This is a genomic window from Coprococcus intestinihominis (genome assembly GCF_040096555.1).
GTDB lineage: Bacteria > Bacillota > Clostridia > Lachnospirales > Lachnospiraceae > Coprococcus_A > Coprococcus_A intestinihominis.
In genome coordinates this window covers 1-13,355 of sequence record NZ_JBBMEK010000006.1, presented here as the reverse complement: position 1 = coordinate 13,355, position 13,355 = coordinate 1, and the positions used below count along the sequence as shown (strand labels likewise).

The window sequence follows — 13,355 nt, the reverse complement described above, 5'->3', positions numbered from 1 at the left end:
CGTTAAAAATGAGTGCTGATTTTTTTCTTGACATTTAGAAATAAAGGTATTACAATACTTGTTAGCAGAAGACGCTGGTGACTGCCAATGGTTGGCATTTTATTATATTATTGTATAGAACAGGAGTGTTGAATATGTCAGAAGTTAAACAGGAACAGGGTAATTTATCGATCAACAGTGAGAATTTGTTTCCAATCATTAAGAAATGGCTGTATTCAGACCATGATATATTTTTCAGAGAGTTAATCTCCAATGGCTGTGATGCAGTGACAAAGGTACAGAAGCTTGAAATGATGGGTGAGTACCAGCTTCAGGAAGGTGAGAAGTTCCGTGTAGATGTCATTGTGAATCCGGAAGAGAAGACATTGAAGTTTATCGATAATGGTATCGGTATGACAGCAGATGAAGTGAAAGAGTATATTACACAGATTGCTTTCTCCGGTGCGACAGATTTCCTTGAGAAGTACAAGGACAAGACAAATGAAGATCAGATCATCGGTCATTTTGGTCTTGGTTTCTATTCTGCATTTATGGTTGCAGATAAGGTTACAATTGATACGCTGTCTTATCAGGAAGGCGCAGAACCGGTTTACTGGGAATGTGATGGTGACAGCGAATACAGTATGAGCAAGGGCAACAGAACAACGAGAGGTACAGAGATTACACTGTATCTGAACGATGAGAGCTATGAGTTTTCTAATGAATACCGTGCCCGTGAAGTTATCACGAAGTATTGTTCATTCATGCCTGTTGAGATCTACCTCAGCAAAGAGGGCGGTGAGCAGGAATACCAGACAATTGAGAAGGATGAGTTGCGCGATGACGATGTGATCGCTGAGACAATTGTTGAAGATGAGAAGACAGAAGAGAAAGAGAATGAGAATGGCGAGAAAGAAACCGTTGTTGTATCTCCTCGTAAGGAAAGATACAAGATCAACAAGCGTCCATCACTGATGAATGATATCCATCCTCTGTGGACAAAGCATCCAAATGATTGTACAGATGAGGAATACAAGGAATTTTACAGAAGTGTTTTCCATGATTACAAAGAGCCGTTATTCTGGATCCATCTGAATATGGACTATCCGTTTAACCTGAAGGGTATTTTGTACTTCCCTAAGATCAACATGGAATATGAATCCATCGAAGGTACCATCAAGTTGTACAACAACCAGGTATTTATTGCAGATAATATCAAGGAAGTTATCCCTGAATTTTTGATGCTCTTAAAAGGTGTCATCGATTGTCCGGATCTGCCGTTGAATGTTTCCAGATCTGCACTGCAGAATGATGGTTTTGTTAAGAAGATTTCCGATTATATTACGAAGAAGGTTGCAGACAAGCTCTCTGGTATGTGCAAGACAGAGAGAGAAAGCTATGAGAAGTATTGGGATGATATTAATCCATTCATCAAGTTCGGCTGCATCAAGGATGACAAGTTCAACGAGAAGATGAAGGATTACATCATTTACAAGGATCTTGATGGCAAGTATATTTCACTGGATGAATATCTTGAGGCTGCTAAGGATAAACATGAGAATCAGGTATTCTATGTCACAGATGAGCTGCAGCAGTCCCAGTATATTAACATGTTCAAGGAACAGGGGCTGAATGCTGTTATTCTGAAGAATCCAATCGACCAGCCATTCATCAGCCGTCTTGAAGAGGCAATGAAGGACAAAAATGTGAAGTTCAGACGTATTGATACAGATCTGGCAGACGTATTCAAAGAAACAGCCAGTGAAGATGACAAGAAGGTTCTTGAAGAGGATCAGACAAAGCTGACAGATATCTTCAAGAAAGCACTCGGTGTGGAAGCACTGGATGTGAAGGTTGAGAAGCTGAAGAATGCAGACACATCCGCCATGATTACATTATCCGAGGATATGCGTCGTATGCAGGATATGATGAAGATGTACGGTATGAGCCAGGGACAGATGGGTACAGAAGGCCAGACACTTGTACTCAATGCTAATAATGCACTGGTACAGTATGTATTGAACAATCCGGAAGGTGAGCATGTCAATATGTTCTGCCAGCAGATTTATGATCTGGCATTATTAAGCCACTGCCCATTAAATGCAGAAGCCATGACAAAATTTGTTGCAAGAAGCAACGAAATTCTGAAACTGCTTGCAAAATAAAATAAATGTATATTTTTACAAATTGATCGAATTTTTATGCACTACAATGATAAACAGATAATTCAATAATGTAGTAAATAAGCAACAAATTAGCACGGCACTATAATAAAGTATAAATATAAGAAGAAATCCGCTCCGGTAAAAACAAACCGGAACGGATTTCTTTTTTGTATCCTTCAATATGTAATATTCAATATTATGAGAACATTTCGCAAAGGATACGAACAACCAGTGTCCTTGGAAGAAGAACCGGAAGTCCGGTGATCTCCTGGATACGGTGCTTCATCTCCATGGTAAATCCCATACAGTCGGTACAGATAAAAGCCAGATCCTTGTCCTTAAAGAAAGAAGCTGCTTCTACGATTTTGTCAAATTCCAGATACGGAGAGGCAGAGGTGGCTTCTATAGAGATGCCGCTTTTGCCCCAGGTATGATAAGCCTGTTCCACCTGATCCGGTTCCGGGACAAGGATGCCGATTTTTTGATTGCCCGCCAGTTTGGCTGCAATGGCATGAAAAAGCGGCTGAGGTTCGATGAAAAGCACCTGGTGTCTGAATTCCGGAAAAACGCCGGTACAGAACAGGATAATCGCTGATACGCCTTCTGCCTCTGCCTGATCAATCTTCTGCTGGACAAGGGGACGGATAAAACGTTCTGTAAATTTGGCCTGCCTGCCATCACGCATGCGAGAGACCAGCACTTCATCATCTTCAGATGGAGCAAACTGTGACATGACTTCTTCATAGGTCATATCATCTAAAGCACCATATTCTGTCAATGTCATGTAATCCGGCAGCAGCGGCAGGATATCTCTGGTGATATCCGTGCGGGGTGCCTGTCCGATGGTAATTGCGCCGATTTTGATCTGTTTCATGTAATCAGTCCTTTTATTTATCCTTGCCGAAAGTCTGGAATACGTTCATTGGTCCGTATAATTCAATCAGATGATCGTATTCTTTCTGATCATAGAAAGAAATGATGCCGTCGCCATAACCTTTGGCAACTTCGACAGCAAATCTTGCAGCAGATTCAACATCTTCAAAATGGCATGCACCTGTAGCGCAGCCGGCGACTGGCTGTTCTGTTGTAATCGCAACACCGACAACAGGGGCATTTGTTGAAGTCGCAGGCTGAAGAATACTGTTCAGATGGTGCAGATCATTGCCGTAAGGGGTGATATCCTGCTGTGCAACAGGGAAAATAGCAGGCAGCTTGCCTGTGACACGTGTCATAACGTCCATCAGGTCATTGCTGACTTCAAGAATATAGCCTTCTTTGATGGTCGGAGAAAGTGCGAAACCGTTTAAATTGATGACACGGTTTCCTTTTGTTGTATCAATAGAAAGAATGGCATCCATATCCGGAAGAACTTCCTTCTCATTGTTTGTTGTCATGTCGATTGGAGAACCCATGAATGGTACAGGAAAATGTTCCTGAGTTGGTGCATCCGGGCAGATATGGGTTGCGATGATGACATCACCTTTCATAATGTCACCTTTGGTATTCATTTCTGTCAGTTTAAGACCGGCAGCCAGTGCGGCCAATGCACCATCGCCATCTGAAACGAAGCCTGTTACTTCAGGTCTTGCACCAAGCCCGCCAAGACGTCCAATGATTCCGAGAGTAGGAGCGGAGCCTCCGATAGATTTTCCTTCGCTGCCTTTAATGAGAATTGTTACACAATCTGTGTCTCCTTCATCACCTTTGACATTTTCTACAGTAACTTCTACGTTACCTCTTTCCTTAAAAAGATTTGTGACTGTTGTGCCGTTGGCAGCAGGAGTGTCAAGCAGATCAAACAGTTCGATAACCTGTCTTAATAACATGGTTAATTGCCTCCTTAGATATAAAATGATATATGGCATATTTGCACATTACATTCAGTTTATAGCAAAATGTGATATGGGTCAATAGAATTTGAATGGAAATCCTCTCTTTTAACAGATTAAAGTGACGAATGAATAAATTTTTTGAATAAAAATGCAAAAGGACTTGCAGAATTGAAAATACAATAGTATAATACGTCTTGTGCAGACAGGTGTCCATTGTGGATATATCATTATGGATATATGATGTAAGGAGTTGAAAGCTATGCAGAGTTCAATCGTAAGTGAAGCGAAAGCGATTGAGAACGAGCTGATCGCACATCGCAGACATCTCCATCAGAATCCGGAGCTTGGATTTGATCTTCCGAAGACAACAGCGTATGTGATGCAGCAGTTAAGAGAATATGGATATGCACCAAAGGCGGTCGGAAAAGCAGGTATCAGTGCAGTGATCGGCCCTGATGGCGGGAAGACTTTTTTGATTCGCGGCGATATGGATGCACTTCCGATGAAGGAAGAGACAGGATTGCCGTTTTCTTCTATTAATGGGAAAATGCATGCCTGCGGACATGATTTTCATACATCGGCCCTTCTTGGAGCAGCAAAGCTTCTGAAAGCCCATGAGAGTGAGTTGAAGGGGCAGGTCAAATTGATGTTTCAGCCGGCAGAGGAGATTATGGATGGAGCCAACGACATGATTGCCGCCGGTATTCTGGAGAATCCTCATGTTGATGCGGCTATGGCGATGCATGTACTGCATGACAACCTTGGCAAAGCAGGTTATACGAGAGGAACAGGCTGTGGTTCCAGTGATGTCTTTACGATTAAAGTCAAGGGCGTCGGCGGACACGGTGCAGCACCCCACCTAAATGTAGATCCAATTAATGTAGCCTGTCATATACAGTTGGCTCTTCAGACAATTAACAGCAGAGAAATCAATCCAAATGAACTGATTGTCCTGACAATCTGTTCCATCCATGGAGGAACGGCAGCTAATATTATGCCGGACGAGGCAGTGATGCAGGGAACAATCCGTACAATGAACATGGATGTCAAGGCCTTTGCCAGACAGAGACTGATTGATATCTGCGAAGGTGTATGTAAGACATTCCGTGCGGAATGTGAAATTGATTTCATTGGAGATGGTATTCCACCAATGTATAATGATGATCAGCTTTTAACGGATACCATCCGTTATATTGATGATCTGCTCGGTGAAAGTACGGCACAGCCGATCGAGCGAATGACGGGGTCCGAAGATTTTTCGGCACTTTCCGTTAAGGTTCCATCTGTCCTGTACTGGTTTGGTACGGGAAGCACGGAAGAAGGCTATAATTATGGTGTTCACGATAGCAGGGTTACTTTTAATGAAGAAGCAATCCACAGAATGGCTGCTGTGTATACAGAATGTGCCATGAGATGGCTGGAGGAACACCAGTAGTTATAATTTTTTCACGAGGAGGAAAAGAGATGAAAAAAAGAATTTTAGCACTTGCACTTGTTGCATCCATGTGCGTTTCTCTTGCAGCCTGCGGTAATTCTGGTTCTAAAGAAACAGAAGGTACAGCAGCAAACAGTTCTTCAGCTGCAGCAGAGACAACAGCATCCGGCGAGACAGAAGCAGAAGGAGATCCAGTCAAAGGTGGTACACTGACAATTTCCTTATCCGCTTCACCAAGTAAACTGGATCCAATCCACTACAGTGGTACTTATGAAAGCGAGATTATCAAAAATGTCTGTGATACTCTGATCGAGTACAACAAGGATTTATCTGAGTATGTACCTTCTCTGGCAACAGACTGGACAGTTTCTGATGATGGTATGACATATGTATTCAATATCCGCCAGGGTGTTAAGTTCCAGAAAGGAAAGTATCAGGATGGCCGTGAGATGACAGCGGAAGATGTTGCTTACTCACTGAACCGTTCAGGTGAACTTTCAGACAGCAACCGTCTGTCCATGCTTGACAAAGCAGAAGCAACAGGCGATTATGAAGTGACATGTACACTGAAAACAGCGAACTCTTCTTTCCTGACAGCATTAACAGATGCGGGCAACGCAATCGTTCCTAAGGAAGAAGTTGAAGGCTGGGGCGATGACTTTGGCAGCCATTTAGTTGGTACAGGTCCTTTCTCTCTGGAATCTTTTCAGCTTGACCAGCAGGCAGTTCTGAAGAAGAACGCTGATTACTGGTTGGCAGAGCCAAATCTTGATGAAGTTATTTTCAAGGTTATCACAGACTCTACACAGGCAGCCAATGCACTTCAGACAGGTGAGCTTGATGTCGCCATGGATCTGAAGGGTGAATCTGTTCAGAAAGTTAAGGATAATGCAGATCTGACTCTGCTTGAGACACCGGGACTTCATGTTGCATACATTTACTTCAACATGGAACAGGGACCTACAGCTGATATCAAAGTCAGAAAAGCGCTGATTGAAGCAGTCAATGTAGAGGAAATGGTTGCTTCCCTGTATAAATACGGCGAAGCACAGAAAGCAAGCCTTCCACTGCCTCCGGGCTCATGGGGCTACGATGCTTCTCTTGAAAGCAAAGTTCCAGGTTATGATCCAGAAGATGCCAAAGCCCTTCTTGCAGAAGCTGGTTACGGTGACGGCCTGACACTTGATCTTTACATCAGTGATACAGAAGCAAGACAGAACATGGCTGTCCTTCTTCAGGCTTACTGGGCACAGGTTGGCGTTGCATTAAACATTCATGCATCTGAATGGGGCACATTCTCAGAAGTTGCAATGTCAAATAATGCAGATGTCTATGGTATGTCCTGGACATGGTATCCGGATCCATACTTCTTCCTGAACAAACTCTTCTCAACAGATGAGTTTGGCGGTATCGGTAATGGTCAGCATTACTCCAACGCACAGGTTGATGAATTACTTCAGAAAGCGCTGGAAGCAACAGATCAGGCTGATCGTGCAGATTACTATAAACAGGCGCTTGCTCTGATCGTAGATGATCTTCCAGGTATCTTCTATTCAAATGAAAACGTTATCTACGGTGTTAACGGCCGTGTTCATGATTTTATTCAGAGAGCAGATAATACAGTCAAATTTGTTACAACAGAAAACAATGTATGGGTAACAGATTAAGAAACTTGTAAGAGAGTTTTGAATATGAATGTTTGAAAGCGGGGCGCGGCGAGTTCGCGCCTCTCTTTTTAAGAAATCCGCAGTGGATTGCGGACAGCTGAAATGAAATGGTGGTGTATTAAGTAAGTGTTAAAAACAATTCTCAAACGTATTTTACAAAGTATTCCAACACTCCTCATTGTTATTACGATTACTTTCGTTTTGACACGAATGATTCCGGGTAATCCGGCACGTACAATCCTCGGTCCGCAGGCTTCTGCCCAGGATATTGCCGAGATGGAGATTAAGCTTGGATTAAATAAGAGCAAGCTTGAACAGTATGCAGATTATATGATTGGTATTCTGCATGGAGATTTTGGTACATCTTATGTCTATAATCGTCCGGTTACAAGCCTGATTGCAGAAAGAATTCCAAATACGCTGGTCATTACTCTGACCAGTTTGGTCATTGCTATTTTTATTGGTGTTGGCATTGGTGTTTTATCCGCGATAAAACAGTATTCGATTTTAGATTATATTTTTATGATTCTTGCACTGGTTGGTGTGTCCATGCCGATTTTCTGGCTGGGCCTGATGCTTGTCAACCTGTTTTCAGTACAGCTTGGATGGCTGCCTGCCCTGGGCATGGGCTCTATGAGCAAAGGTATCGGAGATGTGATCTCCCATATGGTACTGCCATGTTTCTGTCTGGCAACAATCCCTACCGCAACATTCGCCAGAATAACCCGCTCCAGTATGCTGGAGGTTATACATAGTGATTCCATCAAAGCACTTCGTGCCCGTGGTATCAAAGAGAGCAGCATTATCTGGAAGCATGCATTAAAAAATGCATTGCCTCCAATTGTCACAGTTCTTGGTCTTCAGCTGGCCAGCGCTTTTACAGGTGCCATTTTGACAGAGAGTATCTTTTCATGGCCTGGTATGGGTACGATGATCGTATCCGCCATCGATAACCGAGATTATATGCTGATTCAGGGAACGGTCCTTTTTATTGCCGTTGTCTTTGTCGTTGTCAATTTACTGGTAGACGTGGTTTATATGATTATTAATCCACGTGTCAGCTATGATTCGAAAGGGGGTAATTAAATGGCAGATACAACAAAAACGACATCCGCGGATGCACTCGGCCTGGATGCTCAGGCAGAAATGCTCAAAACAGAACGTCGTGCCAATAATGTCTGGAACAAATTAAAACGAAACAAAACAGCCATGATCGGTCTTGTGATTGTTGTTGTCATGGTTTTCATCGCCGTTTTTGCACCTGTCCTTGCACCTTATGATCCGGATGAAATTCATCCACTGGATGCATTTCTGAAACCTTTTTCAGAAGGTCATATTTTTGGAACAGATCAGTTTGGACGTGATCTGCTGTCTCGTGTCATTTATGGTGCCAGAGTTTCTCTGATTGTTGCAGCAGGCGGTACATTAGTCGGTGGTGTGATCGGTGTTTTACTTGGTCTGATCGCAGGTTTCATGGGCGGTATTGTAGACTCTGTGATCATGCGAATCATGGATGGTTTTCTCTCCTTCCCATTTGTACTGTTATCCATTATTCTGATGACAGTGCTCGGACAGGGACTGATCAATGTTATTATCGCCATCGGTATCGGCAATATTCCAAGTTTTGCCCGTGTGGTTCGTGGTGAAGTCCATATTGTTAAAAATGAAGAATACTGCAATGCCTGTCGTGTGATCGGTGTTTCCAACACAAGACTGCTGTTTACACATATTCTTCCGAATGCTATTTCTCCGATTATTGTATATGCAACATTGAATGTAGCCAGTGCCATTATTTCTGAGGCAGCCTTAAGTTTCCTCGGCCTTGGTATTGCTGCACCGACAGCTTCATGGGGAAGTATTCTTCGTGAAGGCAAAAGCAGTTTGACAACCGCACCGTTTGTGGCAACAATCTCCGGTGCATTTATCTTGATCACTGTACTTGGCTTTAACCTTTTCGGTGATGGTATCCGCGACGTGCTGGATCCTAAGATGAAACAGTAATTGTGCTGCGAAGGTCTTCGCAGATCCTCAGTTTGAATAAAGGATGAATGAAATGGAAAATAAACAGACAGTTCAAAAAAGAATAGAAGAAATCATGCCGGATCTGAGAGAACTTTCAGATTATCTCTGGCATCATCCGGAATACAGTTTTCATGAGTTTAAAGCATGCAAAGCCATGTCTGAACTTTTGAGAAAATATGGTTTTCAGGTAGAAACAGGTGTCGGAGGCATTGAGACAAGTGTAAAAGCGGTTTATGACAGCGGAAAACCCGGACTGAATGTAGGGTTTGTTGGTGAATTTGATGCTTTTCCGGGCATGGGACATGCCTGCGGACATAATCTGATGTGTGCCATTGCCTGCGGTGCGGGAATTGGTCTGAAATCTGTGATTGATACATTAGGCGGTAAAATTACTGTTCTCGGGACACCTGCAGAGGAAGGCGGCGGAGGCAAGATCACTATGCTGGAAAACGGTGCTTTTGAAGGCCTTGATTTTGCGATGCTGACTCACGCCTCATCAGATACATGTGTCAATGATATTTCCTATTCAAGAACAGATATCCGCGTACATTATTATGGCAAAACAGCGCATGCAGCCACATGGCCGGAAGAGGGAATCAGCGCATTGACGCCTGTTCTTGAACTGTTTAATATTGTCAATGCCATGCGTCTTGAACTTGGAGACAAGGGTAAGATTCTTGGCATTATCCGTGACGGCGGCGATCAGGCTATTTTTATACCGGATCATTGTTCTGCGGAGTTTACCATTCGGTCATTCAGTATGAAATATAAATGGGAATTATTCCATCGCTTCATCAAAATCTGTGAGAATGTGGCAGCAATTACGGGAACGCGTTTTGAATATGAGATGATTGATTTATCTTATGAGGATATTCGCAATAATCCTGTTCTGGAGGATACACTGGCAGAGAATTTCAAAGTTCTTGGTGAAGAACTGTGTCCGAGATTAAAGGAACAGGGAATTGGCTGTACGGATATGGGGAATGTGACCCATGCACTTCCGGGCATCCAGGCCTATATCCGGCTTCGACCGGGACTCAGGGTTCATACACCGGAATTTGAGGAAGCAACAGGAAGTCCCGATGGATACAGAGCCATCGAGGCGGCAGCGAAGGGTATGGCTATGACTGCGGTGGATATCCTTTCAGATTCGTCGAAGATGGAAGCGGTGCGAAAAGCATTCAGTGAAATGAAAGCACAATACGAGTAATCGAGGTGATACGATGAGTGAAAATATATTGACAGTCAAAGATTTAAAGACTTACTTTTATACAGCCAGCGGTATTGCGAAGGCGGTAGATGGTGTAAGTTTTAATATAGCAAAAGGCGAGACCATGGGTATCGTTGGTGAGTCAGGTTCCGGTAAGAGTGTGACTTCCAGCTCTATTATCCGTCTTCTCCCGCCAAGAACAGGCAAGATTGTCGGAGGTTCCATTGAATTTGAAGGAAAAGATGTTCTGGCATTAAGCAAAAAAGAGTTAAATGATTTCAGAGGCAAAGATATTGCTGTTATTTTCCAGGATCCGATGACATCCCTTGACCCGGTTTTCAAGATTGGTAAGCAGATGACAGAAATGATCATGGCTCATCAGAATGTGACGAAAGATGAAGCCTGGAAAATGGCTGTTGAGGCATTGAGTAAAGTTGGGATTCCTGAACCTGAGAAACGTATGAATTCATACCCATATGAACTTTCAGGCGGTATGTGTCAGCGTGTGATCATTGCCATGGCAGTTTGCTGTAAACCAAAACTGATCATTGCCGATGAGCCGACGACGGCTTTGGATGTAACCGTTCAGGCACAGGTTTTGGAACTTCTGAAAGAACTTCAGAGAGATATGGATACAGCCATTCTTCTGATTACACATAACCTGGGCGTTGTGTGGGAAATGTGTGATAAAGTCATGGTTATGTATGCCGGCAATACAGTGGAATTTACAGATACAAAGACACTTTACAGCAATCCGCGTCATCCATATACATGGGGACTTCTGGATTCTATGCCGAAATTGTCTGATGAATCCAAGGGTGAATTAAAGACTATTCCAGGTACACCGCCTGACCTTCGTCTGACAGGCAAATGCTGTAATTTCTACAACAGATGTCCGTATGTGACAGAAGCCTGTACACAGTCTGTACCACCTCTTGTTGAAGTAGAACCGGGACACTTTGTAGCCTGTCACAGACAGAATCTGACCAATAAACTGGAGAAAGGAGAGGGCTTAAAGGATGAGTAATGAAAAGAAAGTTTTGATGAAAATTGAGCATCTGACCAAGGAATTTGAGATCAAAAGCAAAAAGCTTGGCGGTAAACCTCAGATTCTCCATGCGTTAAACGATGTGTCTGTAGATATTTATGAAGGTGAGACATTGGGTGTCATCGGCGAATCCGGTTGCGGTAAATCAACATTCGGTCGTACATTGATCCAGCTGCACAAGGCAACCGCCGGTTCTGTGACTTTTGACGGCAAAGACCTTTTTTCACTGAAAGGGGCAGAACTTAAGAAAGCCAAGAAGGATGTCCAGATGGTTTTCCAGGATCCTTACTCTTCATTGGATCCGAGAAAGACAGCCGGCAAATTGATCGAGGAACCGCTGATCGTGCATAAACTGATTTCCGATAAAAATGAGCGTGAAAAACGTGTTCTGGAACTGATGAGAGAGGTTGGTCTTGATATTCAGCACGTTCACCGTTTCCCTCATGAATTTTCAGGTGGTCAAAGACAGCGTATCAATGTGGCCAGAGCGTTGGCCATGAATCCGAAGGTAATTGTCTGTGATGAGCCGGTTTCTGCGTTGGACGTATCCATTCAGGCACAGGTGCTGAATCTGTTCAACAGACTGCAGCAGCAGTACAATCTGACATATATCTTTATTTCCCATGACCTGGGTGTTATCAAGCATGTCAGTGACAGAATTGCCATTATGTACCTGGGAAGAATTGTAGAATTATGTGAAGCGGATGCCATTTATGAGAATCCGCTGCATCCGTATACGAAAGCATTATTGTCCGCGATTCCGCCGGTTTCACCTTTTGCAAAAAAAGAACGTATTGTCCTAAAAGGCGATATTCCAAGCCCGATCGGCGATCAGATTGGATGTCCGTTAGCTGGCAGATGCCCGAACTGCATGGATAGGTGCAGAAAGGAAATCCCTAAGTTAAAGGATGCTGGTGATGGTCACCAGGTTGCATGTTTCTTATATGAGTAAAATACAGCAGTTCCAAAATCTGATTTTGAACAACTGCAGAAAATGAAAAGAGGATGAATTTCAATGAACAATGTAACAAGAAATGATGTTTGGGAACTGGCTAAAAGCAGAAGGAATGATCTTGTCAAACTGGCTTCAGATCTGATTCGTATCCCGAGTGAGAATCCTGTAGGAACACAGAGAGATGTCATTGATTTTGTAGAAAAGTATTTGTCTGATGCAGGTATCAGCTATGAAGAAGTTTCCTGTAATCCTGATCATCCGAATGTACTGGCCAAAATGGGCAGCGATGACGGCTTCAGTGTGATTTTGAACGGACATGTGGATGTTGTCCCTGCCGGCGATCGCTCTCAGTGGGATTATGATCCATTTGGTGGCGAAATTACAGACAAGAGAATCCTTGGCCGCGGCGCTTCTGATATGAAAGCCGGTGTGGCAGGTCTTCTGTTTGCCATGAAAGTATTGAAAGACTCAGGAGCAGACTTGAAAGGTAATATCCGTCTTCATATTGTTTCTGATGAGGAGAGCGGCAGTGAATATGGAACAACATGGCTTTGTGAACAGGGCTACGCTGAAGGAGCCAATGCAGCCATTATTGCGGAACCGACAACCAACTGGACCATCGAATCCGGACAGAAAGGCAACCTGCATATTGTCTTCAAATCCATCGGCAAGTCTGCTCATGGAAGCCTTGGCAATTACAAGGGTGATAATGCTATCCTGAAATTAAACAAAGTTCTGGCAAATATCGAAATGCTGACAAAGATTGAAGGTCATTATCCGGAAGATCTTTTACAGTCTCTGGCTAACTCACAGATGGTGGCAGAAAAAGAACTGGATATGAAGGGCATCGGCAATGTTATTAACCATGTATCAGCCAATGTAGGCCTGATTTCCGGCGGCACACGTCCAAATATGGTGCCGGATTACTGCGAGGCAACCATCGATTGTCGTCTGCCTTATGGTGTGGATCATGAAGAAATTGAGAACACAGTCAAAGAAATGATTAAGACTGCCGGTGTGGAAGGCGTTGAATATGAACTCC

At 43.4% G+C, this 13,355-nt stretch carries 11 protein-coding genes; 9 read left to right on the top strand and 2 right to left on the bottom strand.

The genetic code is table 11. From position 1 onward, the window contains the following. Nucleotides 1-134: 134 nt before the first annotated feature. A complete protein-coding gene (gene htpG / locus WMO25_RS01035) occupies nucleotides 135-2,144 on the top strand; it encodes a molecular chaperone HtpG (RefSeq protein WP_349083452.1) in 2,010 nt (669 codons plus the stop codon). 196 nt (nucleotides 2,145-2,340) lie between these two features. Here the strand turns inward: htpG and WMO25_RS01030 are convergent, their stop codons facing one another. Continuing rightward, nucleotides 2,341-3,018, bottom strand: coding sequence for an AroM family protein (locus tag WMO25_RS01030; protein WP_250799064.1), 678 nt, complete (start codon nucleotides 3,016-3,018; stop codon nucleotides 2,341-2,343). A 13-nt stretch (nucleotides 3,019-3,031) separates the two neighbouring features. Further along, the gene (locus WMO25_RS01025; protein ID WP_215690298.1) at nucleotides 3,032-3,970 is read right to left on the bottom strand and encodes a DUF1177 domain-containing protein; all 939 of its coding nucleotides are present in this window, start codon (nucleotides 3,968-3,970) and stop codon (nucleotides 3,032-3,034) included. Nucleotides 3,971-4,235: 265 nt separating this feature from the next. Between WMO25_RS01025 and WMO25_RS01020 the strand changes: the two genes are divergently transcribed. The 8 genes from WMO25_RS01020 to WMO25_RS00985 form a co-directional block, all read left to right on the top strand. Next, nucleotides 4,236-5,411: a M20 metallopeptidase family protein gene (locus WMO25_RS01020; RefSeq protein ID WP_349083448.1), complete on the top strand. Its 1,176-nt coding sequence runs from the start codon at nucleotides 4,236-4,238 to the stop codon at nucleotides 5,409-5,411. 29 nt (nucleotides 5,412-5,440) lie between these two features. Next, the gene (locus WMO25_RS01015; protein WP_349083445.1) at nucleotides 5,441-7,078 is read left to right on the top strand and encodes an ABC transporter substrate-binding protein; all 1,638 of its coding nucleotides are present in this window, start codon (nucleotides 5,441-5,443) and stop codon (nucleotides 7,076-7,078) included. Nucleotides 7,079-7,204: 126 nt separating this feature from the next. Then, the gene (locus WMO25_RS01010) at nucleotides 7,205-8,164 is read left to right on the top strand and encodes an ABC transporter permease (RefSeq protein WP_117528447.1); all 960 of its coding nucleotides are present in this window, start codon (nucleotides 7,205-7,207) and stop codon (nucleotides 8,162-8,164) included. After that, nucleotides 8,165-9,079 (top strand): ABC transporter permease, encoded by a 915-nt coding sequence (locus WMO25_RS01005; protein ID WP_215632800.1) that lies wholly within the window; start codon nucleotides 8,165-8,167, stop codon nucleotides 9,077-9,079. Nucleotides 9,080-9,131: 52 nt separating this feature from the next. Beyond that, complete coding sequence (locus tag WMO25_RS01000) at nucleotides 9,132-10,310, top strand: M20 family metallopeptidase (protein WP_015512888.1); 1,179 nt, start codon at nucleotides 9,132-9,134, stop codon at nucleotides 10,308-10,310. 13 nt (nucleotides 10,311-10,323) lie between these two features. Beyond that, nucleotides 10,324-11,337 (top strand): ABC transporter ATP-binding protein, encoded by a 1,014-nt coding sequence (locus tag WMO25_RS00995; protein ID WP_015512889.1) that lies wholly within the window; start codon nucleotides 10,324-10,326, stop codon nucleotides 11,335-11,337. After that, nucleotides 11,330-12,310, top strand: a complete 981-nt coding sequence (locus WMO25_RS00990) for an ABC transporter ATP-binding protein (protein ID WP_015512890.1) — start codon at nucleotides 11,330-11,332, stop codon at nucleotides 12,308-12,310. Before WMO25_RS00995 ends, WMO25_RS00990 begins: the two co-directional genes overlap by 8 nt. Nucleotides 12,311-12,373: 63 nt before the next feature. Continuing rightward, nucleotides 12,374-13,355: M20 family metallopeptidase (locus WMO25_RS00985; RefSeq protein ID WP_349083441.1), on the top strand; the 982-nt coding region annotated here is incomplete at its 3' end.

What these genes read in the sequence shown, in the direction of transcription:
- htpG (WP_349083452.1), top strand. Translation starts at nt 135, where the DNA reads ATGTCAGAAGTTAAACAGGAACAGGGTAATTTATCGATCAACAGTGAG.
- WMO25_RS01030 (WP_250799064.1), bottom strand. Translation starts at nt 3,018, where the DNA reads ATGAAACAGATCAAAATCGGCGCAATTACCATCGGACAGGCACCCCGC.
- WMO25_RS01025 (WP_215690298.1), bottom strand. Translation starts at nt 3,970, where the DNA reads ATGTTATTAAGACAGGTTATCGAACTGTTTGATCTGCTTGACACTCCT.
- WMO25_RS01020 (WP_349083448.1), top strand. Translation starts at nt 4,236, where the DNA reads ATGCAGAGTTCAATCGTAAGTGAAGCGAAAGCGATTGAGAACGAGCTG.
- WMO25_RS01015 (WP_349083445.1), top strand. Translation starts at nt 5,441, where the DNA reads ATGAAAAAAAGAATTTTAGCACTTGCACTTGTTGCATCCATGTGCGTT.
- WMO25_RS01005 (WP_215632800.1), top strand. Translation starts at nt 8,165, where the DNA reads ATGGCAGATACAACAAAAACGACATCCGCGGATGCACTCGGCCTGGAT.
- WMO25_RS01000 (WP_015512888.1), top strand. Translation starts at nt 9,132, where the DNA reads ATGGAAAATAAACAGACAGTTCAAAAAAGAATAGAAGAAATCATGCCG.
- WMO25_RS00995 (WP_015512889.1), top strand. Translation starts at nt 10,324, where the DNA reads ATGAGTGAAAATATATTGACAGTCAAAGATTTAAAGACTTACTTTTAT.
- WMO25_RS00990 (WP_015512890.1), top strand. Translation starts at nt 11,330, where the DNA reads ATGAGTAATGAAAAGAAAGTTTTGATGAAAATTGAGCATCTGACCAAG.